General features: G+C 74.4%; 12 protein-coding genes. 4 read left to right on the top strand and 8 right to left on the bottom strand.

What is annotated here, in order from left to right:
• Positions 1-66: 66 nt before the first annotated feature.
• Positions 67-1,413 (top strand): hypothetical protein, encoded by a 1,347-nt coding sequence (locus ACZ6Y1_RS06570; protein WP_469623961.1) that lies wholly within the window; start codon positions 67-69, stop codon positions 1,411-1,413.
• On the opposite strand, the gene pdxR is transcribed toward ACZ6Y1_RS06570, so the two are convergent.
• Entirely contained in the window at positions 1,367-2,830 is a 1,464-nt protein-coding gene (pdxR, locus tag ACZ6Y1_RS06565; RefSeq protein WP_469623959.1) for a MocR-like pyridoxine biosynthesis transcription factor PdxR, read from the bottom strand. The genes ACZ6Y1_RS06570 and pdxR overlap by 47 nt on opposite strands.
• 157 nt (positions 2,831-2,987) lie before the next feature.
• Here pdxR and ACZ6Y1_RS06560 point away from each other — a divergent pair, with 157 nt between their 5' ends.
• From ACZ6Y1_RS06560 to ACZ6Y1_RS06550, 3 genes are all read left to right on the top strand, one after another.
• Positions 2,988-4,259, top strand: a complete 1,272-nt coding sequence (locus tag ACZ6Y1_RS06560) for an ATP-grasp domain-containing protein (protein WP_469623956.1) — start codon at positions 2,988-2,990, stop codon at positions 4,257-4,259.
• Positions 4,256-5,533, top strand: a complete 1,278-nt coding sequence (locus ACZ6Y1_RS06555) for an MFS transporter (RefSeq protein ID WP_469623953.1) — start codon at positions 4,256-4,258, stop codon at positions 5,531-5,533. The genes ACZ6Y1_RS06560 and ACZ6Y1_RS06555 overlap by 4 nt, the downstream gene beginning before the upstream one ends.
• A 159-nt stretch (positions 5,534-5,692) precedes the next feature.
• Positions 5,693-6,364 carry a hypothetical protein gene (locus ACZ6Y1_RS06550; RefSeq protein ID WP_469623950.1) on the top strand — a complete coding sequence of 224 codons (672 nt, stop codon included), beginning with the start codon at positions 5,693-5,695 and terminating at the stop codon, positions 6,362-6,364.
• An 8-nt stretch (positions 6,365-6,372) separates the two neighbouring features.
• Here ACZ6Y1_RS06550 and ACZ6Y1_RS06545 read toward each other — a convergent pair whose 3' ends face one another.
• The 7 genes from ACZ6Y1_RS06545 to ACZ6Y1_RS06515 all read right to left on the bottom strand — a co-directional run bounded on the left by ACZ6Y1_RS06545 (position 6,373) and on the right by ACZ6Y1_RS06515 (position 22,280).
• Positions 6,373-9,219: an aminotransferase gene (locus ACZ6Y1_RS06545; RefSeq protein WP_469624856.1), complete on the bottom strand. Its 2,847-nt coding sequence runs from the start codon at positions 9,217-9,219 to the stop codon at positions 6,373-6,375.
• A gap of 140 nt (positions 9,220-9,359) precedes the next feature.
• Entirely contained in the window at positions 9,360-14,003 is a 4,644-nt protein-coding gene (locus ACZ6Y1_RS06540) for a HEAT repeat domain-containing protein (RefSeq protein WP_469623947.1), read from the bottom strand.
• Between the two features lie 227 nt (positions 14,004-14,230).
• Complete coding sequence (gene metG / locus ACZ6Y1_RS06535; protein WP_469623944.1) at positions 14,231-15,847, bottom strand: methionine--tRNA ligase; 1,617 nt, start codon at positions 15,845-15,847, stop codon at positions 14,231-14,233.
• 109 nt (positions 15,848-15,956) lie between these two features.
• Entirely contained in the window at positions 15,957-17,216 is a 1,260-nt protein-coding gene (locus tag ACZ6Y1_RS06530) for a type III PLP-dependent enzyme (RefSeq protein ID WP_469623941.1), read from the bottom strand.
• Complete coding sequence (locus ACZ6Y1_RS06525; protein ID WP_469623938.1) at positions 17,213-19,123, bottom strand: IucA/IucC family protein; 1,911 nt, start codon at positions 19,121-19,123, stop codon at positions 17,213-17,215. Before ACZ6Y1_RS06525 ends, ACZ6Y1_RS06530 begins: the two co-directional genes overlap by 4 nt.
• Positions 19,123-20,553 carry an MFS transporter gene (locus ACZ6Y1_RS06520; RefSeq protein ID WP_469623935.1) on the bottom strand — a complete coding sequence of 477 codons (1,431 nt, stop codon included), beginning with the start codon at positions 20,551-20,553 and terminating at the stop codon, positions 19,123-19,125. The genes ACZ6Y1_RS06525 and ACZ6Y1_RS06520 overlap by 1 nt, the downstream gene beginning before the upstream one ends.
• Positions 20,550-22,280: an IucA/IucC family protein gene (locus ACZ6Y1_RS06515; RefSeq protein ID WP_469624853.1), complete on the bottom strand. Its 1,731-nt coding sequence runs from the start codon at positions 22,278-22,280 to the stop codon at positions 20,550-20,552. The genes ACZ6Y1_RS06520 and ACZ6Y1_RS06515 overlap by 4 nt, the downstream gene beginning before the upstream one ends.
• Between the last annotated feature and the right edge of the window lie 10 nt (positions 22,281-22,290).

The following is a 22,290-nucleotide window of genomic DNA, read 5'->3' as shown; positions in this document are numbered from 1 at the left end:
GGCCCCGCCGGCCCGCCGCACCACGTAACTCATGAGCGCCACAAGCGATCTGGGGGGAACTGCGCGATGCGCACCACTTCAACTCTGCGCGCCATGCTCGATTTCGACCTGGCCGACTACATCAGCAACGCCCGCGCCGTGGGGCGCGATCTGCTCGACCCCGCGTTGCGCGCCTGGATGGCCGAGGCGTACGAGGACACGGTCGTCCTCCTCGCCCTCGACCGGGACCGGCTCAGCCGCAGCGAGTACACGATGCTCCGCTTCGCCGAACTCGTCTTCCAGGCCGAGTGGAAACTGGCCCTCCCCGAGGGCGAGGCGCCCCAGGAGGTCGCCTCGCGCGGCGGCGGGCCGCTGGACCGGCGCGGCAAGCGCTACCAGCCCTATGGCAACGTACGGCTCCTCAACCACGTGCTCGGCACCCGCAGCCACGCCCCGGACGGGGCCGTCGAGCGGGCCTGCTGGCAGACGATCCGCACCACCGCCGAGAGCTGGCGGGCCTACGAACAGCGCACCATCGACGGCACGGAGAAGTGGGCGCAGGACGCCCTGCCCGCCGACGGGCAGCTGACGGAGCGCATCGCCCGGCTCGGGTCGCTGGTCCGCCTGAGCACCGGCCGCGCGCCCGCTCTGCGACCCGCCGCGCCCGAACCGCCGCGCCACTGGCGGGACTACGTCCTCTCGCCGCACGGCCCCGCCAACGTCCTGGAGCACCTGGCCGTGCTGCCCCAGACCACGCAGCACGACGAGGTCACGTTCCTGCGGGTGATCCACCTCGTCGAGGCCACCACCTGGGGGGTGCTCGCCCGGGTGATGTCCGCCGCGGAGTGGCTGCGCTGCGGGCGGTGGGAGTACGCCGCCGAGTGCCTGGGGCGCGCGGCGGACCTGGCCGCGGCCCAGACCGAGGCCCTGCTTGTCATGCGCAGGACGATGCCGGTGGAGCACTTCCAGGGGTTCCGGGAGGCGACGGGCGACGCCAGCGCCGTCCAGGCGTTCCCCACCCAGCTGCTGCACATCCACCTGCTCGGGGTCCACCCGGAGAAGACCGAGGCGCTCGCCGAAGCCACGGAGAACGCCTACGTCCTGATGCACCAGAACCCGGACTTCGAACCACTGCGGGAGCTGCTGCGCCGGGTGCCGGCGGAGAAGGCGGGGCGGCGGGTGCTGGATGCGGCCCACCGCCTCGACCAGGAGCTGTTCGCCTGGCGGAAGATCCACTACGGGGTCGCGCTGCGCTACCTGCCCACGCAGACCACGGGCTCGGGCGGCACCTCGGGAGCCCCGTACCTGCGCAGCTTCTACCAGGACCGGCTGTTCGACGCGGACCGGTCACTGCTCCCGCAGCACCGCTTCGTGCAGAGCACCGTCCTCAGCCCCTGGATCCGATCCCGTCCGGCGCTCTCCCCCTCCAACTGAAGGGGTCCGTCGGCCGCGTCCCGTCGGACTGCTGGGCGTACACCTCCCCGATGCGCCGGATCGCCTCGGAGATGCCCGACCGGCCCAGGGCCGTGTACCCCAGCACCAGCCCGGGCCGGGCCGTCGCCGGGTCGTCGTAGTACGTCCTGCTGCCCTTGACCAGGACGGACCGCTGCAGCGCCTCCGCGACCAGGCGCTCCTCGTCCGTACCGGGCGGCAGGGCGGCGACGACGTGCAGTCCGGCGACGGGGCCGACCAGGGTCGCGGCCGGCAGGTACTGCTCCAGGGCCTGTGTCAGCATGCCGTGCTGGGCCCGGTAGCGCGTGCGCATCTTGCGCAGGTGCCCGTCGAGGAGGCCGCTGCGCAGGAAGTCCGCGAACGCCAGCTGCATCAGGCCGTCACCGCCCAGGTCGCGCCTGACCCGGATCGCCTCCATCATCGAGGTCAGCGCCGGCGGCAGCACCAGCCAGCCCAACCGCAGGCCGGGAGCGAGGAGTTTGCTCGCCGTGCCCGCGTAGATCACCCGCTCGGGATCGGCGGGCTGGAGCGCCAGGTGGCGGCCCCGGTGCTCCAGCCACAGCCCGCCGTCGTAGTCGTCCTCGATGATCCAGCCGTCGGTGTCCCGTGCCCAGCGCACCAGCTCCTGGCGGCGTTTGGGCGACATGGGCACGCCGAGCGGGAACTGGTGCGAGGGCGTGACCAGGACGGCCCGCACCCCGCTGGCGTAGAGCTGCTCGATCTCCACCCCCTCCCGCCCCACCGGCACGGCCAGCGTCCGGATCCCGTTCTCCTCGACGAACTGGCGCTGACGGTCATGGCTGGGGTCCTCGACCGCCAGACTGTCGATGCCCAGCTCGCTCAGGGTCGCGCAGATCAGGCCCAGACCGTGCGCGAACCCGCCCGTCACCATGGTGTTGTCCGGATGGCCCAGCACACCGCGGACCCGGCCGAGGTACGTGACGAGCTCCGTACGCAGCTGTTCGACGCCGAGCAGCGGCGGATAGCCGAGTCCCTGGTACCGGGCGGTGCTCACGGCCCGCTGGTAGGAAGCCGTCCATTCGCGGTGCGGGAAGGTGGCCGCGTTGGGCGTGCCCGGCAGCAGGTTGAACCGGACCGACGGGATCGCCCGGTCGACCAGCACCACGGGCTTCCTGATGCGGGTGTCGGCGTGGGCCGCCACCCGCGTACCGGAGCCGCGGACCGACTCCAACAGGCCCTCCCCGGTGAGCTTTTCGTACACCTCCACCACGACGCTGCGCGAGACCTTCAGGTCCTGGGCGAGCTGGCGGCTGGACGGGAGCCGGGAGCGCGGCGTCAGCCGTCCCTGCTCCACCTGTCTGCGCAGTTGGTCGGCGATCTGGGAGCCGAGTGGCTCCGGGGTGTCGCGTCGTACCTCCAGTATGACGTGCCACGTCATGTTGTCCCCCCAAATTTGACTGTTTGTAGCGGTCGTCACGAATTTACAGCCGGACCGGGATTGGTCCGGTGGTGAGCCGGTCAACTGGCCTGGCGTGCACGTTTCCCGGTCACCAGACTGACCAGCCGATACGCCCCGGCCGAAAGGTTCACGTGCCATGCCCTCCTCGTCCCCGTCCGCGTCCCGGCCCTCGTCCCTGTCCTCGTCCCCGCTGCTGGTCCTGATCAGCCCCATGGACCAGGAGACCCGTGGTCACCTGCTGGAGTCCGTGGCACGGGAGTACCGGATCCGGCTCTTCTCGGACCGCGAGGTCGGCTGGGAGGCGCCGTTCATCACCGGGCACACGCGCGTCGACACTCTGGACGCCGACGGCATGATCGAGGCGGCCCGGCCCCTGGCACCGGACGCGATCCTGTGCTGGGACGAGACCCGCATCCTTCCGGCGGCCAAGGTGGCCGAAGCCCTGGGGCTTCCGGGGCTGACCCCGGAAGCCGTACTGACCTGCCGGGACAAGCACCTCACCCGCCTCGCGGTGGCCGGGGCGGGCGGCCCGCAGGCCCGCTCCACCGCGGTGTCCACCCTCGCCGAGGCGTACGAGGCCGCCGCGGAGACGGGCTACCCGGTCGTGGTCAAGCCCCGGGCCCTGGTGGGCAGTACGGGCACGCGCATGGCCCGCACCCCCGAGGAGCTGGCCGGCATCTTCCCCGCCATCCGCGGGACGACCATGGTCGAGGTGCGCGAGCGTTTCGAACGGCCCGTGCTCATCGAGGAGTACCTGGACGGTCCGGAGATCAGCGTCGACGCCCTGATCTGGGACGGCGAGGTGACCCCGCTCTTCGTCGCCCGCAAGGAACTGAGCCCGCCGCCCAACTTCGAGGAAGTGGGGCACGTCGTCGACGCCGCCGACCCGCTGCTGTCCGACCCGGAGCTGCTGCGCGCCCTGACCACGGTTCACGCCGCGGTCGGCATCACCCGCGGCTGGACGCACTCGGAGTGGCGCCTCACCACGCGCGGCCCCGCCCTGGTCGAGGTCAACGCCCGCAGCGGCGGCGACTTCATCTCGCACCTCGGACTGCTGGCCACGGGCTGGGACGCGGGCCTGGCGGCCGCCCGCCTGGCGCTCGGCCAGCGCCCCGAACAGGGCACCGCGCACGCCGGGGCCGCCGCCGTACGCTTCCTCTACCCCGAGGTGGAGACCGTCGTCGGCCGCGTGACCATCGACCGCGACCGGCTGCCCGCCGGCATCGAGATCGCCCGCGTGGTGGCGCAGCCCGGCCACCTCCTGGAACTCCCGCCCGCCTCGCACACCGGCCGGTACGCCATGCTCGTGGCCTCCGCCGCCACCGCCGGGGAATGCCGGGCGACGCTCGACGCCGCCGAGGACGCGGTGCGCCTCGAAGCGGCCGCACCGGTCCCGGCCCCGCGATGAGCGTGGACGGGGCGACCCGTGCCGGCGAAGCCGAGGCGGCCGGCGTCGTACTCACCTGGCGCGAGGCACCCCTGCCGGTGAAGGCGGTGATCGCCGGGATCATGGTGAACCGGCTCGGCGGCTTCCTCCAGGTGTTCCTCGTGCTCTACATGGTCGCCGGCGGATACCCCGAGGTGCAGGCGGGGTTCGCGCTCGCCGCGCACGGAGCGGGCGCGGTGGCGGGGATCCTCCTCGGCGGCTGGCTCGTCGGGCGGATCGGCGTCCGGGCCTCGATCGTCGCCTCGATGACGGCCAACGCGGCCCTCACGGCGGCCTTCCTGTACGCCGCGTCGTACCCGGTGATGCTGCTGCTCGCGGCCGGCACCGGCGCGGCGAGCCAGGTCTACCGGCCCGCCTCGGCGGAGCTGGTCAGCCGCCTCACCGGCGAGCAGCGCCGCGTCATGGTCTTCGCGATGTACCGCCTCGCCACCAACATCGGGACCACCGCGGCGCCGCTCATCGGCGCGGCCCTGGTCGCCCACTCGTACACGCTGCTGTTCTGGGCGGAGGCGGCCGCCGCCCTGGGCGTCGCCGTACTGGGCCTCCGGCTCCTGCCGCGCGACCGGCCCGGGGCCACGGCCGCCGGCCAGGCGGCCCAGGAGACCGAGACCGAGGCGGAGGCGGGGGCGGTGGCGGAGGCGGCGGGTCCGGGCGGCTACCGGGCGGTGCTGGCCGACCGCGGCTTCGTGCTGTTCCTGCTCGCCATCCTCGGCTTCTCCGCGGTCTACACCCAGTACCTGTCGACGCTCCCGCTCGCGGTGCGGGAGCGCGGACTCGACATCTTCGTCTACGGCGTCCTCGTCGCCGTCAACGGCCTGATCGTCATCCTGTGCGAGCTGGTGGTGACCCGGAAGGTGCAGCGGTGGCCGGCCAGGATCGCCACCATCACCGGAATCCTGGCCGTCGGCTGCGGCCTCGCCGCGTACGCGCTGCCCTGGGGCGTCGCCGGTCTCGTGGCCGCCACGGTGGTGTGGTCGGTCGGCGAGATCATCGGCTCGCCGACCATGACCGCCTACCCGGCACTGGCCGCGGCGCCCGAGAACCGGAGCCGGTACCTCGGCGCCTCCCAGGCCATGTTCGGGGTGGGCTCCGCCGTGGGACCCGCGGCGGGCGTCGCCGCGTGGGCCCTGATGGGCGACTCGGTATGGCCGGCATGCGGCGCCCTCGCCGCCCTCGCCGCCCTCGCCGCCTTCATCGGCATGCCGGCCCCGCCGGCCGCTGGCGGGCGAGCGTGACCTGCGGGCGTCATGGCGGCAGGCAGGCCACCGCTCGGATGTGACGAATCGGTCTCGGCTCGGGGGAAACCGGCGCCCGGTTCCGGCAGAGGGGCTTCGCTGTTCGGGCGGACCGGATGTGCCGCTGTACGAGCACGGGACCCCTCAGAAAGGTGCCACATGGCGCAGCCCACCACGGTGAGTCTGACCAAGGCGTCGCCCACCGTCTCGCTGGACAAGCACGGGGTGACCTCGGGGCTGATCAAGGTCAATCTGAACTGGACGTCACCGCAGGCGACGGCCGAGCGCTCCGCCCGGGAGGCCCGGGGTCTGTTCGGGCGGATACGGGCCTCATGGCGGGCTGCCGCGGCCAAGGACGTGGATCTCGACCTGGGGTGCATGATCCGGTGCACCGACGGCACCAAGACCGTGGTCCAGGCCCTGGGGAACGCCTTCGGTGCCGTGGACCGGTTCCCCTACGTCGCCCTCGACTCCGACGACCGGACCGGGGCGAGTGCGGCGGGAGAGAACCTCGTCATCAACCTGGACCACCAGGCCGAGTTCCAGAAGCTCCTGCTCTTCGTCTACATCTACGACGGTTCCGGTGACTTCCGCGGGCTCGACGCCGTGGTGACCCTCACCTCCGACCGTGGTGACCGCTTCCAGGTCCGCCTCGACGACTGCCCGCCGCAGGCGCACGCCTGCGGCATCGCCCTGATCAAGCGGCAGAAGGGCGAGCTCGTCGTCGGGCGCGAGGTGCGCTGGTTCACCCCGCAGGACGGGCCCGGCGTCCAGGACGTGATCTCCCGGGCCTACCGGCTCGGCATGAAGTGGACGCCGGGCAGGAAATAGGCCGCGGTCTACCGGCGCGGGAGTCCGTGGCCGAGTTCGGTCAGGGCCCGGGCGAGGGTGCGGGTGAAGAAGTCGGCCGCCGCGGGGTCGATGCACAGCGGAGGCTTGATCTTGAGGATGTTGAGGTGGTCCCCGGTGGGCTGGACGATGACGCCGAGGTCCAGCATGCGGTCGCAGAGTTCGGCGGTCTCCTCGGTCGCGGGTTCCAGGGTGGTGCGGTCGCGGACGAGTTCCAGGCCGAGGTACAGGCCGGAGCCGTGGACGGCGCCGATGACGGGGTGGTCGGCGGCCAGGGAGGCCAGGGCCGCCTTGAGGTGGGCTCCGGTGCGGGTGGCGTTCGCTTGGAGGTCTTCGTCCCGCAGTGTGTCCAGGACCGTGAGGCCGGCGATGCTGGAGACGGGGCTGCCGCCCGTGGAGGAGAAGAAGTAGCCCTGGTCCCGGTAGCGGTCGGCGACGGCGCGGCTGGTGATGACGGCTCCGAGCGGGTGGCCGTTGCCCATGGCCTTGGCCACGCAGACGATGTCGGGCACCGCTCGCTGCTGTTCGAAGCCCCAGAACCAGTGGCCCAGGCGGCCGTACCCGACCTGGATCTCGTCAGCGATGGCCAGGCCCCCGTGCCGGCGCACGGCGGCGTACACCTGCTGGAGGTAGCCGTCGGGGAGGGCGACGCCCCCCGCGTTGCCGTAGTAGGACTCGCCTATGAAAGCGCCTGCGGGGCGGCCGGAGGCGGCCAGGTCGTCGATGGCACGGACGGCCTCCGGGGCGTACCGGGCGGCCTGTTCGCCGCGGTGCCGGCCGCGGTACGAGTTGGGCGAGTCGACCGTGTGCACCCAGGCGGGGCGGGTGGCGAGCGCGTTGGGGTTGTCCTGGAGGGAGGTGGAGACGGCGTCGGAGGCGTACGTCCAGCCGTGGTACGCCTCGCGCAGCGCGACGACGTCGTGCTGCCCGGTGGCGCCGATGGCGAGGCGGATGCCCAGGTCGACCGCCTCGGAGCCGGAGTTGACCAGGAAGACCGTGTCGAGGGGGTCGGGCAGGAGGGCGGCGAGGCGTTCCGTGAACTCCACGACCGCGGAGTAGTGGAAGCGGGAGTTGGTGTTGAGGCGGCGGAGCTGGCGGGACACGGCCTGCTCGACGCGCGGGTGGGCGTGGCCGAGGGGGGTGACGTTGTTGACCATGTCCAGGTACGACCGGCCCTCGGCGGAGATCATGTGGTGCCGCCAACCGCGTTCCATGCGGGGCGGGTTGTCGTAGTAGTACCCCTGGACGGGGGCGAAGGCGGCCTCGCGGCGGGCGAGGAGGTCCGGCCGCGACGCGGCGGCGGTTGCGGTTGTGGTTGCGGGCAGGCCGAGCAGCGGGGCGGGGTCGGCCGTGAGGGCGAGCCAGCCGGGTGCGTACTCGGGCCGGACCAGCGGCGGGACCTCGGCGAGCGCCTGGTGCTGGAGCGAGACGTGGAACCGCGTGCCCGCCGGGAGGGCCGCCAGGCGGTCGCCGGCGCGGACGGACGCCCCGGCGGCCAGGGCCGGCTGGACGGGGTCGGGAAAAGTGAGGTGCCAGACGTACGGGGTGCCGGTGACGGCCAGGTGGCGGGGGGCCGCCGCCAGTACCCGGCCGTCGTGGGGTGCGTGCAGTGGCGCGGGTTCGCCCAGCCATACGTCGATGCCGGTGGCGACGGTCGCCGGTGAGTCGGCGGACAGGGCCTGGGCGGCGGTGAGCCTCGCCTGGCCGTACCGGGTGACGACGGCCGTGGCGCCTTCGTCGAGGAGGGCGGCCGCCAGACGGTCCTCGGCTCCCTCCGCCAGCCAGGTGCCGTGGTCCATGGCGTCGGCCTCGGCGGACAGGTCGAGGACGGCGGTGCGGGTGGGGTCGAGGCCGACCACCAGGGGGTGGGTGGGGGCGGGGGACTCCGCCGACTCGGCCGACTTCGCCGATTCCGCGCCGAGGGCGTCCGTGATCAGGCGGGTCATGACCGCGACCGGGACCGCGGTGGCCTGCTCGAAGATGCGCCATTCGCGGTCGAGGGCGGCGTTGACGTAGGCGTTGTCACCGTCGACGGCTGCCTGGTGGCGGCCACTGACCACCAGGGTGGCGGCACGCAGGACGACCAGCGGCCACACGGCAGCGGCCTCGTCGCAGGACAGCGGGCGGACCTCGTGGAACGCGCGGACCGCGGGGATGAGGTGGTGCGGCTCCATGCCGTCGTGGTGGAGCATCGAGGACAGCGGTACCGCGAGCTCGCAGACCGCCCAGGTGTCCGTCAGGTCGCCGAAGTCGATGATCCCGTCGGGCAGCGACAACGCCGGCGGCAGCGGGCTCTCCGGGGTGCGTACGAGGTTGTCGTCGGTCAGGTCCAGGTGCACGGCCTGGCGCGGCAGCCGGTCGGCGACCTCCAGCAGGGCGGCCCACGCGTCCGCGGTCGCTGACCGTACGGCGGTACGCCGGTCCGCCTCGGTGACGTGCTCCAGGAGCTGCTCGACGACACGGTCGGCGTGGCGCGGGTCCCACTGCAGTACGCGGTCCAGGCCCGGGTGCCGGAAGCCGCGCAGGGTGGCGCTGACCTGGCCGGCGATACGGCCCATGGCGGCGACCGTCCGGGGCGGCAGGTGGCGCGGGCCCGACAGGGTCCCGCCGGGCAGGTGCCGGAGCAGGCGGGCGGTGACGGGACCGGCGTCGGTGTCCACGGTGGCCGCCATGCGGTTGCCGTCGGCGTCACGCAGGACGGTCGCCACCCGCAGGGCTGGCTGCGCGTCGGCGAGCAGGTCGGCGGCGGTGTCCTGGGCGGCTGTCTCGGACGCGGTGAAGGCCGGGTTGGCGATCTTCAGTACGGCCGCGGGTGCTCCGTCGTGGCGGGTCAGCAGGAAGTTGGCAGTTGACGGCCGTCGCCGAGGCCTTCGCGCCCCATCAGCGCCGGTCGGCCGCCGCTGTGATCGAGTCGGCGGCCCGGGAGTTCCCCGACTTCGACGACACCGTCATGGGACTCTGCTGCTGAATCCGCTGATCAGTTCTCGGATTCCGTGATCTGTGCCAGGAGCTCCGTGTAGAGGGAGCGTTTGTCGGGGCGGGCGTGGGACGCCGCGTGTCTGAGGGCGGGGAGTGCCGAGGGGCCCAGGCCGATGAGGGCTTCGGTGGCGGCCTGACGGACGGTGGGGTGCGGGTGCTCCAGCTGAGTGGTGATCGCAGGGACCGCCGGGGACCACGCCGCGTGGCCGAGGGTGCGGATGGCCAGGCGGACCACGTCCGGCTGGGGGTCGTTCAGCAGCGCGGCCGTGTGGTGCAGGTACGTCGCGCGGTCCAGCATCGTCCGCGCCGTGCGGTGGGCGTGCAGGCGGACACCGGGCTTGGGATGGTGCAGGAGCTCGCCGAGGAGGGTGCGCAGGGCCGGGTCCCGGTCCGGGGTGGGGCCCGTGTGCTGGTCCGTCAGGCGGGTGAGGGCCTGGCGGATCCGTACCGGGTCGCCGGTGCGGGCCAGGTCCAGCAGGGCCTCGCGGGTGGGGGGTCGGGGCGTCGCCGCCGGGGCGCGGTCGCGGAGGGCGGCCAGGGCGGTGGCGTCCTGTCGCGCGGCGTCCGGGTGGCGGAGGGGGCCGTCCACGACGAGCAGCCCGTCCGCGAGGTCGTGGCGGCCTTCGGCGCGCAGGCGGAGCGCGGTGCCGGTCAGGGCGGGGGTGCGGAGCAGGGGGCGGCCCCGGAGGAGGTCGAGGAAGCCCCGGGCGCCGGCGGCCAGGCGGGGTTCGAGGTGCCGCGCCAGTTCGTCGGCGGGGGCCTGGCGCAGGGCCAGGGCGGCCGCGGAGGCGGTGGACGGGGGGCCGTTCTCCCACCAGTCCAGGAGGAGCGGGAGCAGTGGTGCCAGGTCTCGTGGGGCGAGGCGGCCCGCCAGCACCGCCGCCCGGTCGTGGAGGACGTCGTCTGCGCGGAGTTCCGCCATGAGGGCCGCCGTCAGGGCGGGTGTGAGCGTGGACGTGAGTGCCAGGTGCTCCGGGGGTACGTCGACGTGGCCCCGCAGGTGGGCGCGGAGGACGGGGAGCACCGCCTCGGGCTCGGGCCATTGCAGGAGGGCCTGGGCCGCGAGGTGCCGGCGGTCTTCGGCGGGTGCCCCCAGCATGGCCAGCAGGCGCTCCCGCAGGGCGGCCGAGCGTGGCTGGTCGAGGTCGTCGGCGTGTACGCGGCGCGCGCGTGGCGGCGGCGCCTGGGCGGCCTCGGCGATGGTCCAGAGGGGTGCGTCCAGGGGCTGGAGGTCGGTCATCCAGTCCACGAGGGCGGCGCGGACCTCGTCACCGGCGGCGGCGCGGGAGGCGTGGACGTCGATCAGTGCGGACAGGCGGTCGCGGGAGTCCGGGACGCCCTCGGCCCCGTCCTGCCGGCGGCGGAACCGCTGGAGCGCGGCGGGGTTGCGCGCCGCGGCGGACAGTGCGGCCCGCCAGGTCTCCGGCTCGGCCGGTGAGGGGGCCCCGACGGCGAACGCGTCCCGCAGTACGGCCGTCTCCGCCTGCAGCGGATCGGGGCTCAGGCGGGCCGAGGCCAGTGCGCGGTCGAGGTCGGCGCGGACCAGTACGGCGTCCAAACCGCGGAGCAGGGGAAGCGTCGAGCCGCTTTCCCCCGGGGTGGGCGGCAGGGCCCGTACCGCGTCGGCGACAGCCGGTTTCCGGGCCGCGGGGAGGGTGGGCGCCACCGCTGCGAGTACCGCGCCGAGATCGCGGCGGTCCTCCGCGGGGGCCGTGGCGAGGTGGGCCAGGAGGGTACTGGTGGAGCGGGCGAAGACCGCCAGCTCCTCCTGGGTCCACGGTGCGGGGCAGAGGCGCAGGGTGAGGCGCAGGACGCGGTCCCGTACGGCCGGTTCGGAGTCGGCGGCCAGCCGGAGCCAGTCCGCCAGCAGGGGGCGCAGCGCCCGGAGGCGGCCGGGGTGCGGCAGGTCGTGCTGTCGTTCGGCCAGGCGCCGGGCGACGGACGGGTTCCAGCCGTGCGACGTCAGGAAGTCGACGTCGAGGTCCGGCGCGGTGCCGGACGGCGCCGGCGGGGTGATCCCGTGCTGGGCCATGGCCGTCGACAGGTCTGCCGGCGTGCCTGCGGCGAGGCGGATCCGGCCGGTCGCGGCCAGGGTGAGCAGGGCGGGTGCCACGCCCGCCGACTGGGCGGCCAGGGCGAGGACCGAGCGTGCCGTGAGAGTGCCGTCGAGTCCTTCCAGCAGCAGGGCGCGGGTCCGGCCGTCCTCGCTGCGTTCGGCGGCGGCGAGGACCGTCGCCGGGTACGCGTCGCCGAGGACGGCGCGCAACGCCTCGACGAGGGCGCCGCGCAGGCCGGGATTGTCGTGGCGGCCCAGCCAGGAGAGCAGCGCCGGCACCGCCGCGGGCGTGCCCGTGCGCACCAGGACCGCGGCGGCGGTCTTCTTGATGTTCATGTTCGGGTGGTCGAGACAGGCGGCGATCGCGCCGGCGGCCCAGTGCGCGCGTGCGTGGCCGAGGGCGAGCAGCGCCTGCCGCACGGTCTGGATGTCCGGGGCGGTGGTCAGGGCGATCAGGGTCGCCGACAGCGCCTGCGCGTCGTCCCCCGTGGCGTCGCGGGCGAGGAGCGCGATCACGTGTTTGCGTACGTGCCGGTCGCGGTGGCGCAGCAGCCGGTGCACCCGCGCGCGGGTGCCTGCGTAGGGGGCCCGGAGGAGGAGTTCGAGCAGGATCGCCTGCTCTGCGGCCGACAGTCCGGGCCGGTCCAGCAGGTCCAGTGCCGTGGTCGCGACGAGCGCGTCCCCGGCCTCCGCCGCGGTCGCCGCGTCGAGCAGGCAGGACGGCCTGATCCGCTGCCGCTCGTGGAGGCGGCGGCCCAGGCCGTGTACGGCGTCGAGCACCTCCTGCGGGACCACGGGCCGTCCTGCGGCGGTGGCACCGCCCGGCTCCCCGGCCGTCGCCGCGAGTTCGCCGACGATCCGCAGCAGGAGGTCCGCGATGACCGGCAGCGTGCCGGCACTGCCGTGGGCGGCCAGTCGGCACAGGGCGGCCACGGGTTCGGCCGGGTCCAGGTGGGAAGCGAGGAAGGCCAGTTCACGCTCGTCCGAGCCGCCGAGGTCCGCCGCGACCCGGGGCGGCAGATCGGTGGGATCGAGGCGTACGAGGAGGGCCCGGCGCTGTGCCGGGTCGTCGGTCAGGTGCCACAGCACCTCAAGGGCGCGGCCGCGTGCGGCGCGCAGGTGCGGTGCGATCGTGCCCGGGGGCTCCGCCGTGGCGGCATCCGGGGTGCCGGTCTCCCGCGTGGCGGCATCCAGGGTGCCGGTCTCCCGCGTGGCGGCATGCGCCGTGCCGGTCTCCCGCGTGGCGGCGCCCGGCGTCGCGAGGCCCAGTCCTTCCCACAGGGCGGTCGCCGTCCGGTGGCCGCCGATGGCCTCCAGGGCGTCCAGGGCGGCGTCGGGGGCCGAGGGCAGGAGGGCGATCACGGCGTCCTCGGCGTCCGTGTGGCGCAGTGCGCGGATCGCGTCGAGGAACGGGCCCGCCGCCGGGGCGGAGGGAAGGAGGCGGGTGATCGCGTCCCCGATCGGGAGCTCCCCGGCCCCCTGTGCGGCCAGGGCGACGAGCAGCGCGAGCCGCCGCGGCCAGCTCGGATCCCCGGCGGGCGCGTCCAGCAGTACGCGGAACGTCTCCTGCCGGCAGGTGAACAGGACCGTCGCGACCTCGTGCGGCGGAATGGAGTGGTCGGCCAGCGCCAGGCCGACGACCGCCGGGACGTGGGCACCGTCGGGGAAGTGCCCGCGCCGGTGGAGCCCGCGCAGGCACGTCAGTACCGGACCGCCCAGCAGCAGCGGGTCGTGTGCGGCGAGCGCGGTCAGTGCGCCGATGTCGCCGCGGTCCGCCAGGTCGCCGAGCAGTTCCACGCCGCGTCGGCGAAGGCCCGGTGGCAGTCGCGGATCGTCGACGGCCTGCCGCAGCAGACCGCCGTGCCCGTGCCGGGCGGCGGCGCCGAGTGCGGCGTCGGCCGCCTCGGGCCGTGTCCGCACCGAGTCGGCGGTGAGGAAGGGCGACAGCCGCGCAGCCGGCAGGGGGGCCGACGCGGCCCACGGCTCGGCGAGTTCACGCAGCGCGCCGACGACGACGTCCGTGTGCGCGGCGGCGAGCAGGTCGACCAGGTGCGCGCGGACCGCGGCGGGTGCCAGCAGACCGGCGTGCAGTCCCTGCCGGGCCAGCCGCAGTCCCGCGGACTGCAGCACCGGGTCGCCGCTGTCCGCGAGTTCGCGCACGAGGTGCTCGGGGCGGTGCGCGTCGGCCGCGGCCGCCTCCCGTACGGCCTGGTACAGCAGTTCGCCCGGCGGCTCCGTCCGCACGACCGTCGGCTCGGTGAGCAACTCGGCGCGCAGCCAAGCGATCTGGACGCGGGCCGGCAGGCCGGCCGTGCGCCACGACGGCCGGGGCCGCCCGCGCAGGTACGGCCCGAGCCGTTCGTGGAGCCGCGCGTGGACGAGGGCGGCCTCCGGCGGCCCCTCCACCGTCGGCGGCAGCAGCGCCGCCAGTTCCGCCGTTGCGGGCTCGTCGTACGGCCGGACCGCCGCGACCCGCTCGGTGAGGAGGAGCAGTGCCCGGTGCCGTACGCGGGGGTCCCGGTGCCGGACGAGACGCCCGAGGTCGGACGGCGGGCAGGTGGAGGGGTCGTCCGGCGGCGTGGTCACCTTCGGATGCTAACGGCGGCCTTCCGGGCCCGACGAGCGGGTTTCACCCCGTGCGCCCCACCTGCCCGCACTCGTCGGTCCGCCGGATGCGCCGGACGCGCCGATCGTCCGGTGGCCCTGGATGTCCGCCGCCGGAAGAGCCGAAGACCGCCGGAACGCGGCCGGAGGGAGACGGTCGGAGGCAGGCGGTCGAAGGAGGACGGTCGGACGCCCTAGGGTGGCCCGTCTCAGACCGTGGCCGGCTCTTCGGGCCGCGGGAAGAGGACCGCGCCCTTGGTCACCGTCGCGCCGGCCCGGAGCCCGCCCCACTCGCCGGCGTCCTGGACCCTCTGGTCCGCCAGGGCGCCCAGGGACGCCTCGGCGCCCAGGGAGTCCCACAGCTTCTGCGAGGTCCCCGGCATGACCGGGTTGAGCAGGACGGCGACGGCGCGCAGCGACTCGGCCGCCGTGTAGAGGATCGTGGCGCGGCGGGCACGGCCCTCGTCCGAGTCGTCCTTGGCCACCTTCCACGGCTCCTGCTCCGTGATGTAGCCGTTGACCTGCTTGATGAACTCGAAGACGGCCAGGATGCCGCCCTGGAAGTCGAGTTCGTCGCCGATGCGCCGGTCCGCCTCCGCGACCGCCTTCGCGAGTCCGTCCTGGACGGCCCGCTCCGCGTCGCCGTCGGCCGTGGCCTCGGGAAGCGTGCCGCCGTAGTACTTGCCGACCATGGCCGCGACACGGGACGCGAGGTTGCCGTAGTCGTTGGCCAGTTCGCTGGTGTACCGGGCGGAGAGGTCCTCCCACGAGAAGGAGCCGTCCTGGCCGAAGGAGATGGCGCGCAGGAAGTACCAGCGGTAGGCGTCCACGCCGAAGTGCGAGGTCAGGTCCTGGGGCTTGATGCCGGTCAGGTTCGACTTCGACATCTTCTCGCCGCCGACCATCAGCCAGCCGTTCGCGGCGACCTTCCGGGGCAGCGGCAGGCCCTGGGCCATCAGCATGGCCGGCCAGATGACCGCGTGGAACCGGAGGATGTCCTTGCCGACCAGGTGGACGTCGGCGGGGAAGGTCGCCCCGAACTTCTCAGGGTTCTCGTTGTAGCCGACCGCCGTGGCGTAGTTCAGCAGTGCGTCGACCCAGACGTAGATGACGTGCTTGGGGTCCCACGGGATCGGGATGCCCCAGTCGAAGGTCGACCGGGAGATCGACAGGTCCTGCAGTCCCTGGCGTACGAAGTTCAGGACCTCGTTGCGCGCGGACTCGGGCTGGATGAAGCCCGGGTCGGCCTCGTAGTGGGCGAGGAGCCGGTCGCCGTACGCGCTCAGCTTGAAGAAGTAGTTCTCCTCGCTGATCGTCTCCACCGGCCGCTTGTGGACCGGGCACAGCTTCTGTCCGGCGTACTCGCCCTCGCCGTCGAGGAGTTCGCCGGCCAGCTTGTACTCCTCGCAGCCCACGCAGTACGGGCCTTCGTATCCGCCCTTGTAGATGTCGCCCTTGTCGTACAGGTCCTGCACGAACTCCTGGACGCGGTCCGTGTGCCGCTTCTGCGTCGTCCGGATGAAGTCGTCGTTCGACATGTCCAGGTGTTCCCAGAGCGGCTCCCACGACTCGCTCACGAGCTTGTCGCACCACTCCTGCGGGGTCACACCGTTCGCCTCGGCCGTGCGCATGATCTTCTGGCCGTGCTCGTCGGTCCCGGTCAGGAACCAGACGCGCTCACCGCGCTGCCGGTGCCAGCGGGCGAGCACGTCGGCCGCGACCGTGGTGTAGGCGTGGCCCAAGTGCGGCGCATCGTTGACGTAGTAGATGGGGGTACTGACGTAGAAGGCCTTCGCCCCGGCAGACTCGGGTCCATTGGGATTCATGGCTGGCGAGTCTAGTCGATCTCCTCGGGCTGCGTTTTTTAGAACAGGCTTGCGCAGCAACGCTGTTGACCGGGGCCGGAGCCGCGAAGGGGGGCGGCTCCGGGCCGGTTCAGGGGATGGTGCGGTCGCCCGAAGTGACGAAGTGGAAACCGGGCCGCGGGTGCATCAGGAAGTCGTGGTGCGAGATGTTCCACGCGTAGGCCCCGGCCAGGCCGAAGGCCACCCGGTCGCCGGCCCGCAGGCCCGGGGCGGGCACGTCGCGGGAGAGCAGGTCCTTCGGGGTGCAGAGCTGGCCGGTGAGGGTGATCCGCTGCCCGGCCGCGGCGGGGCGCGGCCAGGGGTGGGGCCAGTCGGACACCGGGATCACGGTGCAGGGCTGGTCGTGGCCCTTGGTGGCCGGGGTGCGCATGTGGTGGGTGCCGCCGCGGACCACGGCGAACTCCTCGCCCTGGCTGTGCTTCACGTCCAGCACCTCGGTGGCGTACCAGCCGCAGTACGCGGTGAGCGCCCGGCCCGGCTCGATCCGCAGGGTGAGGCCGGGGTGGGCGTCCGCGAGGCGGGCGAGGCCGGCGCCGTACGAGGTCCAGTCGAAGCGGGTTGCGGGGGCGGCGTAGTCGACGCTCATGCCGCCGCCGATGTTGACCTCGGCCAGGCGGACGCCGTGGCGGGCGGCGAGGTCCACGGCCCAGGTGACGACCGATCGGGCGACCGCGAGCTGCTCGGGGGCGTCGAGGCCGCTCGCGAGGTGGGCGTGGACGCCGAGCAGCCGCAGTTGCGGGCAGGTGCCGTCGGTGAGCAGCCGGACGGCCTCGGCGGCCTCGGCCGGGTCGAGGCCGAAGGGGGTGGGGCGGCCGCCCATGGCGAGCGAGCTGCCTTCGAGGGAGTCGGCCGCCAGGGGCAGGTTGAAGCGGAGCAGCACCCCGGGGACGGCCCCGGCCGCGCCACGGCCGACGGCGTCGGCGGTGGTGTCGGCGCTGGTGCGCGCGGCGAGGGCGGCCAGTACGCGCAGTTCGTGCAGGCTCTCGACGTGGAAGCGCTCCACGCCCAGTTCGAGGGCGGCCACGAGCTCGGCGGGGGTCTTGCCCGGGCCGCTGAAGGCGAGGGCGCGGCCCGGCACCGCCTTGGCGACGTGGGCGAGCTCGCCGCCGGAGGAGACCTCGTAGCCGTCGACGTACGGACCGAGGGCGTCCAGGATCTCCGGCTCGGGGTTGGCCTTGGCCGCGTAGTACAGCTCGACCCGCTCCGGGAGGGCGGCCCGGACGGCCGCGGCGTGCTCGGCCAGGGCGGTCAGGTCGTAGAGGTACGCGGGCAGTTCCGTGCCGTCGAGCGTGGCGAGGCGGCTGCGCACCGCGGGCGTGGGGGCGGTCATCGGACGCTCCGGATGTCACGGGCAAGGGCGGGGGCGGGGGCGGGGGCGGCGGTGGCGGCGTGGGCGTCGGCAGCGGCGTCGGTGTCGGCGTCGCCCTCGGCGTGGAGTTGCAGTCCTTGGGACAAAACGTCCTCCGCGAGCGGGGAGGCGAGCCGGACGTACCCGGCGTCGCGGTCGGCCTTGCGCTCCCAGCGGGTGAGCAGGTTGGCCTTGGCGGGCAGCGGCACCCCGGCGAGCAGGGCGGCGAGGCGCGGCAAGCAGCCGTGCCGGTCGGCGTAGGCCTGGAGGGTGGCGCGGACCTCGGCCCACAGGGCGGCCTCGGTGTGCGGATGCAGGTCGGCGAGGGCGGCGAGCATCTCGGCGACGTGGTTGACGAGCAGGCAGTACACGACCCGGTCCCAGCCGCGCTGGGCGTCGTACGTCATCGGGCCCGCGACGTCGGCCGGGAGTGCGGCGAGGAGGTCGGCGTGCTGCTCGGGGACCAGCTTGGTGCCCTCCAGGTCGCGGAAGAGGACCTGGGCCGGCATGCCCTCCTCGTCGACGCAGACGACGACGTTCTGCAGGTGCGGTTCGAGGACCAGTCCGTGGTCGAAGTACGCGGCCAGGACCGGCGGGACGAGGAGTTCGAGGTACGCCGTCCACCAGTCGAGGGCGGTCTGCGCGGACGCGTCGGCCAGCAGGCGGGAGACGTGCGCGGCGCCGGTGGGGTACTCGTCCGCGACGGCGGCGGCGAGCAGCGGGGTGGTGCCGGGCATCAGCCGGGCGAGCAGCCCCTCGCGGACGATCACGCCGAAGCCTTCGAGGAGGGAGCGGTCCGGGGTGCCGTCGGGACCGGGCAGGGCGATGCTGCGGTAGGCGGGCTCGCGGAGCATGGCGGCGCCGGGGAAGCGGGCCTCCAGGTCGGCGAGGACGGGGGCCAGCAGGCGGGTCAGGGCGACCGCGCCGGAGAGTTCGTAACTGGCGTTCTTGCGCAGGCAGTTGGTGATGCGGATATTGAGGCTGAACTTCAGGAAGGCGGCTCCGTCGTACAGGGTGCGGACGGAGGCGGTGGCGGCGAAGGGGCGGCCGGCTTCGCCCAGGTCCAGGACGTCCCCGCGGTCGAACGCGGCCTGGAGGAACGGGTGTTCGCGCAGCATGTCGTACTGCCACGGGTGCGCGGGGAGCAGCCGGTAGCCCTCGGGCACGTCCGAGCGGAGCCGGTCGAGGGGGCCCGCGGCTCCTTCGGCGGCGGTCTCCTCGGCGATCAGGTGCTCGCGGACGGCGAGGTGGCGCAGCCGGAAGGAGGCGCCGGTCTCGGGGGCGTAGGCCAGCCAGGAGGCGGTGTCGCCGGTGCGGGCCTTGGGGGTGGGGTGGAAGCGGTGGCCGAAGACGAGGGACTGCTCGGACTCCAGGTAGGCGGAGAGCCCGTCGCCGTCCCCGTCCCCGGGGCCGGGGCCGCCGGCGGGTCGACCGGCGCGTACGGCGAGGGCGGCCGACACGGCCTGGTGGCTGGAGGCGATCTGCTCCAGGAACTCCTCGTTGCGCACGTCGGTGCGCAGGGCCAGCTCGTCGTGGGCGTACTCCGCGAGGCGGCGCCAGCCGATCTCGGCCCAGCCGCCGTCCCGCTGCTCGCGTACGGGTCCGCTGAAGCGGTGTGCGCCCAGCAGGGACGTACGGCGCAGGGCGGCGCGCAGCAGTACCCCTCGGCGGGGCAGCCACAGCAGCAGGTGGCCGTCCGCGACGGCGGTCTGGTGTTCGGGGCCGGACAGCTCGCGCAGCAGGCAGTTCAGGAGGGTGTGGACGACGGCCTCGTCGGCCGTGGGCAGCCCGGCCGGAACGGCGGAGGCGGACGCGGACGCGGAGGCTGCGGCTGCGGCCGCGGCGGAGGGGAGGACGGCGGCGGTGCCGATCGCATCGGTCAGGGACATCAACGGCTCCAGCGGGTGCGGAGAGAGCGGAGGTTCGGGGCCGGGAGGGTCCGGAGGGCCGGGAGGGCGGTGGCGAGGACGGTGACCAGTGCCACGGCGGTGCCGGTCAGCACGGGCGCGGTGGGTCCGTACAGGCCGTTGCCCGCGGCGGCGGCCAGTCCGGCTGCGACCGCGCCGGCCTTGGAGAAGAACTCGATCGAGCCGAACAGGCCGCCGGGGGCGCGGCCCTTGGCGCAGTCGGAGGCCATCACGGCCAGGCAGACGAGTCCGAGGGTCAGTCCGGCGCCGAGCAGCAGCCGGACGGCGACGAGGGTGGCCAACGAGTGGGCGGGCCCGTGCCCGGCGAGGCCGAGGGCTATGCACGCGAAGCCGATGGCGAGGCCGAGGCGGGGGCGGTGGTGGAACGTGGAGTGCACCCACATCGCCGCGGCGAGGTAGCACAGGTGGGGCAGGGCGAACAGGACTCCGGAGACGGCCGGGGAGGTGCCGGGGATCCGCTCCTCGATGAGGGAGATCAGGTACGGGAAGGAGATCACGGTGGAGAAGACGAAGGCGAACTCCAGGGCGTACAGCCCGCGCAGCGAGGTCACCCGCCGGGCCCCTCCGGCGGCGGCCGGCGGGGCGGGCGCCCCGGTGGCCGCCGAGGACGCGGGAGCGGGAGCGGGGGCCGCAGGACCGGTGGGAGCCGCCCCGCCCGCCGGGGCGCCCTGTCCCCCGCCCGCCGGAGCCGAAGGGACCGCCCCGTCCGACGGGACCTCAGGGGTCGCCCCGGGCGGGGGAACGGCGGCCGGCGTGTCGGAGGTCCGGCGGGGGGTGCGGGATTCGGGCAGGGCGGAGATCAGGGCGGCCGCCGTCAGCGGGAGTACGGCCAGCAGGGCGTACTGCCGGTGCGGGGACAGCCACGGAGAGAGGCCGCCCACCACGATCGGTGCCAGGACCAGGGCCGCGCGGGCGGCGCCCTGCATCAGGGTGAGGGCCCTGGACAGCTCCGGCCCCTCCAGCGCGGCGCCCAGGTAGCAGTTGGAGGCCGCGAAGGTGCCCCCGAGGACGCCCTGGAGCACCAGGGCCACGGTGAAGGCGGGGATGGACTCGGCCCAGCCCGCCAGCAGGAAGGACACCGCCAGCCCCAGCTGGGCGCGCAGCAGCAGCCGTTTGCGGCCGAACCGGTCGGCGAGCCGGCCCCACAGCGGGGCGCCGACGGCCGCGAAGACGGTGGGGACGATGTATAGCACGCCGGCCCAGCTGGCGTCGCGGTCGCCGAGCTCCGGGAGGATCTCGGTGAGGAAGGGCGGGAGGCCGAGCGCCGCGAAGGAGGCCACGAAGTAGCAGCCGGCGACGGCGTGGACCTGCCTGCGGCCGAGGACGGGGCGGGGCTCGGGGGCGTCCGCGGCCGAGGCGTCGCGCAGCTCCGGGGGCGCCGCGGCGCTCATCGCGCGCCCCCGGCGGCCAGGAGGTAGTTGGGGCCGGTGGTGTAGTGCTTGTTGATGTCGGCCGCGCCCGAACGCTCCTTGCTGAGCAGGGTTCCGGCGCTGACCATCGCCTTGACGGGCAGCTCCGGCGCGTCGAGGACCCGGGCGCGCAGCACGGCTCCCGGCTCCCCCGCCCCGGTGCCGAGCCGTTCCACCGCCTCGGCGAGCCGGTCGCGTACGAGGTCCAGCAGGGCCCCCGCCCCGGCGCGGCCGTGCCGGGCGAGCCCGAAGGCGTACGAGCCCGCGCACAGGTGCAGGGTGATGGTGGTGAACATGTCGGTGAGCGCCCGGTCGTCCTCGCAGAGGATGCGGGGGTCGTCGAAGCCGAGGGGGACGTCGGCGCCGAGGCTCGCCCGTGCGCGGTCCGCGTGGACGCGCGGGCTGTCGTCGTCCTTGAGCAGCAGCCGCATGCGGGTGTCCCCCGCCGGGCCGTGGTCGAGTACGAGGGAGATGTTCTGCTGGTGCGACTCCAGGGCGATGCCGTGGCCGAACAGGGTGGTCTGCCAGTCGAAGAGCAGCCGCAGGTAGGCGTCGAGCAGGGCGATCGGGTCGCCGCCGTAGAACCGGTCGGCGAGGTGGTCGATCAGCGGCCGCCCGCCGGGGGCCTCGGCGAGCAGCGCGGCGAGCGGGGTGACGACGGCGTCGTCGAGTCCGGCCGGCAGGCGGCGGCAGAGCGCGGCGAGGAGCTCGTGTCCGGCGTGGGCGTGGACGGTCTCGTCGGCGTGCAGGACCACGCCCTGGAAGCGTGGTTCGCGGGCGATGACGCTCTCCAGCAGCCGCTGGCCGGCGACCCCGTCGGCGAGGAAGCCGGGGCGGATGATCCGGCGGTTGCGCAGGCCCAGGGTGGCGGTGGCCATGGGGACCTTGATGTGCAGGGTGGGGTCGGCGGTGACGGCGACCGTGCGCATGGACAGTGTCGGGACGACGTCGAGGTACGGGCGTTGCGCGAGCACGGCCCGGTCCGCGAGGCCGGCGGCGCTCAGGGCCTCGCGCAGCGGCGCGCCGACGGTGAGCGGGTGGACGGGGAGGGCGAGGTGGCTGCCGTCGAGTCCGGGCAGGCCGAGCGCGGCCGGGGTGGGCCAGGCGGCGGGCAGCGCGGCGGGGCCGCCCGCCACGGTGAGGTCCCGCTCGGGCACGACGATCCAGCGCAGTGCGAAGTGCGGGTGGAACTCGGGTGCGTGGGACCGCAGCTGGTCCTCGTCGAGGCCGGAGCGGCCGCGCGCGGTGGGGTACACCGGATGGTCCAGGCGCGCGGCGAGGGTGTCGTACGCCAGTCCGGCCGCGGGCCCGGTCCAGTGGGCCGGGTCTTCCCCGTGCGCGGCGGTGAGGGCGGTGGCGACCTCGTCGCGGGTGCGGGCGTGCAGGCGCATGGTCGCGAGGGTCTGGCGGCATTCCTCGGCGAAGGCGTCGAAGCCGGCGCGGTCGGCGGGGTCGGCGAGGGCGCGGAGGGCGCCCAGGACCTCGTCGTGGGTGGTCAGTTCGCGGCCGTCCGACTCCCGGGCCAGCAGCGGCAGCCGAGCGCCGTACTCGCCCTGGTAGCCGTCCGGGGCGACCGGCAGGAGCAGCGCGTCGCCGTCTTCGGGGGCGGGTATCCGCAGCCAGCGGCCGTCGGCGCGGTCGACGGGGGTGGTGCGGGTGCGCAGGCCGACGACGTCCTCGCGCAGGAGGGCACCGAGGACGCGGAGCATCAGCTCGGCC

This window comes from Streptomyces sp. NPDC053432 (assembly GCF_055585365.1).
Note: the sequence above shows the minus strand (reverse complement) of the source record. Positions and strands in the feature narration are given on the sequence as shown.